General features: G+C 66.9%; 2 protein-coding genes and 1 pseudogene. 1 reads left to right on the plus strand and 2 read right to left on the minus strand.

Features of this window, described 5'->3' with window-relative positions; all coding sequences use genetic code 11:
- A pseudogene (locus C0461_RS13835) lies at positions 1 to 263 on the plus strand (hypothetical protein); the annotation flags it as partial.
- On the opposite strand, the gene C0461_RS13840 reads toward C0461_RS13835, so the two are convergent.
- Entirely contained in the window at positions 249 to 623 is a 375-nt protein-coding gene (locus tag C0461_RS13840; RefSeq protein ID WP_292107825.1) for a DUF2513 domain-containing protein, read from the minus strand. The pseudogene C0461_RS13835 and the gene C0461_RS13840 sit on opposite strands and share 15 nt — an antisense overlap.
- A gap of 74 nt (positions 624 to 697) precedes the next feature.
- Positions 698 to 3,631, minus strand: a complete 2,934-nt coding sequence (gene polA / locus C0461_RS13845) for a DNA polymerase I (RefSeq protein WP_292107827.1) — start codon at positions 3,629 to 3,631, stop codon at positions 698 to 700.
- Positions 3,632 to 3,667 lie beyond the last annotated feature (36 nt).

Here is a 3,667-nt window from a genome sequence, read left to right on the forward strand (position 1 = left end):
GGAGGAGGAGGGAGTCAACACCGGCAAAATCCATTGCCCGGGCCTGTGCTATAAAGGCGAATGTGGAGGAATGGGTCGTGACTAAGCCACTAGAGCCGCTGCTGACCGAGGCAGACTATCAAGCCGTCTTGAAGGAATACGAAGCGTTTTTCGACAACGAGCCGCAGCTAGGCAGTGAGGAAGGAGAATACTTCCAACACTTGGGAGCCGCTCTGGCGCGCTACGAGTTTCTAAACGAGGCGGGGGCTTCAGCCGAGGTCTAACTCTACGCCTGTGTGTTTCTCGATCTGCTTCCGGATTAGGCCTTTAGCCAGAGACGCAAGGAGATCTAGGGAAAAAGCACCGACCTTTGCGGCCCCAGCCTTCGTCTGCCGCCAAATCTCGGGGTCGCGCACAGCGTCCACAAACTCATGACCGTCCCAAGTTAAGTTGAGATTCAGCCAATTCTTGCCGCCCATAGTGTGGGCAGCGATGCCTTTCGCCAAGCCAGCTTCGATGACCAATGCCAAGTGGTACTGAAGTTTCTCAAGGTCGGATTCCGACGCGTCCTTATCCAGCAAGGCCACCATATTCGGGCCTTTTGCCTCTTCGATCCTTAGAAGGATGTCGCGAATGAAGTCCATATTTCGTTGCATCGGAGATCACCTTCCGGGAAACATGTTCGTTATTTGTTCCTATTCCGCCTAGCGGTGAATTGTCAATGCGCCTCGTCCCAGTTCGCCGCCGCCTTGGCTTCCACGTCGATGGGGACGGTCAGCTGGACGGCGGGTAGAGGCGCGGCCTCCATGACCTTGCGGATGACGGCCATGGCGCGGTCGGCCTCGGCCTCGGGGGCCTCGAACACCAGTTCGTCGTGGACCTGCAGCAGCATGCGGGTCTGAAGCCCGGCGTCCCGCAGGGCGCCCGGCATCTTCATCATGGCGCGGCGGATGATGTCGGCCGCGGCGCCCTGGATCGGGGCGTTGATGGCGGCGCGCTCGCCGAACTGGCGCTCGGCGCCGGACTTTGAATGGATCGCCGGCACATGCACCCGCCGCCCGAACAGGGTGGTGACATAGCCCTGCTCGCGCACCAGCGCCTTTGTCCGGTCCATGTAGTCGCGGATGCCGGGGAAGCGCTCGAAATAGGTCTTGATGTAGGCCCCGGCCTCGCCCTGTCCGATGCCCAGCTGGGCCGCCAGGCCGAAGGCCGAGATGCCGTAGATGATGCCGAAATTGATGGCCTTGGCCCGGCGGCGGGTCTCGGGCGTCATGTCGGCCAGGGGCGTGTCGAACATCTCGGAGGCGGTGGCCGCGTGGATGTCCAGCCCGGCCCTGAAGGCGGCCTTCAGTTCGGGGATGTCGCCGATGTGGGCCAGCAGGCGCAGCTCGATCTGGCTGTAGTCCGCACTGATCAGCACATGGCCGTCGCGGGCGATGAAGGCCTGCCGGATCTGGCGGCCGGTCTCGGTGCGGATGGGGATGTTCTGCAGGTTGGGGTCCGACGAGGCCAGCCGCCCGGTGGAGGCCGCCGCCAGCTGGAAGCTGGTATGCACCCGGTGGCTCTCGGGGTCCGCCGCCTGCACCAGGGCGTCGGTGTAGGTGCCCTTCAGCTTGGCCAGCTGGCGCCAGTCCAGCAGGGTGCGCGGCAGGTCGTGGGTGAGGGCCAGCTCCTCCAGCACGGACGCGTCGGTGCCCCACTGGCCCGAGGCGGTCTTCTTGCCGCCCTCCAGCCCCATCTCGCCGAACAGGATCTCGCCGATCTGCTTGGGGCTGCCCAGATTGAACGGTCGGCCCGCCAGTTCGTGGGCGGTGATCTCCAGCTCGGCCATGCGCATGCCGAACTCGCTGGACAGGGCGCGAAGCCGGTCCGGGTTCACCCGGATGCCCGCGATCTCCATGTCCGCCAGCACCGCGGGCATGCCGCGCTCCAGCGTTTCATAGGCGCCCGTCAGCCCCTCGCCCGCCAGCTGGGGTTTCAGGATCCGCCACAGCCGCAGGGTCACGTCCGCGTCCTCGGCGGCGTAGCAGGTGGCCGGTTTCAGCTCCACGTGGCGGAAGCTCTTCTGGGCCTTGCCGGTCCCGGCCACGGCCTTGAAGGCGATGGGCTCGTGGCCCAGGTGGCGTTTGGCCAGCTCATCCATGCCGTGGGGGTGCAGCCCGCCGCCCAGCACGTAGGAGATCAGCATGGTGTCGTCGATGGGCCCCACCACGATCCCGTGCCGCTTCATCACCGCCAGATCGTATTTGATGTTCTGGCCCACCTTCAGGACCGAGGGGTCCTCCAGCAGCGGCTTGAGCCGGGCCAGCGCCTCCTCGATCTCGATCTGCTCCGGCCGGGCGCGGCCCGCGCCCTCGAAGTCCAGCCCGCCGCCGCCGTCCGCCTCGCCCGGATGGTCGTGGGTCAGGGGGATGTAGCAGGCCCGGTTCGGTCCGGTGGCCAGCGACAGGCCGCACAGCTCCGCATGGCTGGACGACAGGGAGTCCGTCTCGGTGTCGAAGCCGATGACGCCCGCCGCCTTCGCCTCGGCGATCCACACCTCCAGCGCCTCGAGGGTGGTCACGCACTCATAGGCGTCGGTGTCGAACAGGTGCGGCTCGGCCGGCGTGACGCTTTCGGCCGGGGCGTAGCGGGGCGTGGCCACCGGGGCGCTGACCGGCTTTGCGCGCAGCCCGCCGTTGGGGAAGGTGGCTCCGTCCTTGTCCGGCGCCTTGCCGTCGCCGACCCGCCGGGCCAGCGAGCGGAACTCCATCCTGTCCAGAAAGGCCGACAGCGTCGCCGGATCGGGATCGCGCACCACGAAGTCGTCGATGGGCTCCGGCGCCGGGGCGTCGCAGGTCAGGCGCACCAGCTCGCGCGACAGGCGGATCTGGTCCGCATATTCGATCAGGGTCTCGCGCCGCTTGTTCTGCTTGATCTCGTGGGCCCGCTCCAGAAGCGTGTCCAGGTCGCCGTATTCGGCGATCAGGGCCGAGGCCGTCTTGACCCCGATGCCCGGCGCCCCCGGCACATTGTCGGTGGAGTCCCCGATCAGGGCCTGCACGTCCACCACCCGGTCCGGCCCGACGCCGAACTTGGCCATGACCGCCTCATGCTCCAGCACGGCGTCCTTCATGGGGTCGTACATGACCACCCCGTCGCCGATCAGCTGCATCAGGTCCTTGTCGGACGACACGATCACCGCCTTGCCGCCCATGTCCCGCGCCTTGCAGGCATAGGTGGCGATCAGGTCGTCGGCCTCGTAGCCGGCCAGCTCCACGCACGGCAGGCCGAAGGCGGCGGTGGCCTCGCGCACCAGGGCGAACTGCGGGATCAGGTCCTCGGGCGGCGGCGGGCGGTGGGCCTTGTACTGGGGGTACAGATCGTTGCGGAAGGTCTTCTCCGAATGGTCGAAGATGGCCGCCAGATGGGTCGGGCCGTCCTCGCCCTTGAAGTCCCGCATCAGCTTCCACAGCATGTTGCAGTAGCCCTGCACCGCGCCCACCGGCAGGCCGTCGGACTTGCGCGTCAGGGGCGGCAAGGCGTGGTAGGCCCGGAAGATGTAGGCCGAGGCGTCGATCAGATACAGCCGCACCGCCGGCCCGTCCTGGGTCAGGGGGCGGTCGATCTGGACCGTGTTTTCGGGTGCGGCGGAATCGGCGGGCTCGGACATGGCGGGCAACATAGTGCGCCGGGAGGCGGGCGTCAG

The organism is Brevundimonas sp. (genome assembly GCF_013823285.1).
GTDB lineage: Bacteria > Pseudomonadota > Alphaproteobacteria > Caulobacterales > Caulobacteraceae > Brevundimonas.

Bases quoted from the DNA above. Each gene is read 5' to 3' on its own strand.
- C0461_RS13840 (WP_292107825.1), bottom strand. From the start codon at position 623: ATGGACTTCATTCGCGACATCCTTCTAAGGATCGAAGAGGCAAAAGGC.
- polA (WP_292107827.1), bottom strand. From the start codon at position 3,631: ATGTCCGAGCCCGCCGATTCCGCCGCACCCGAAAACACGGTCCAGATC.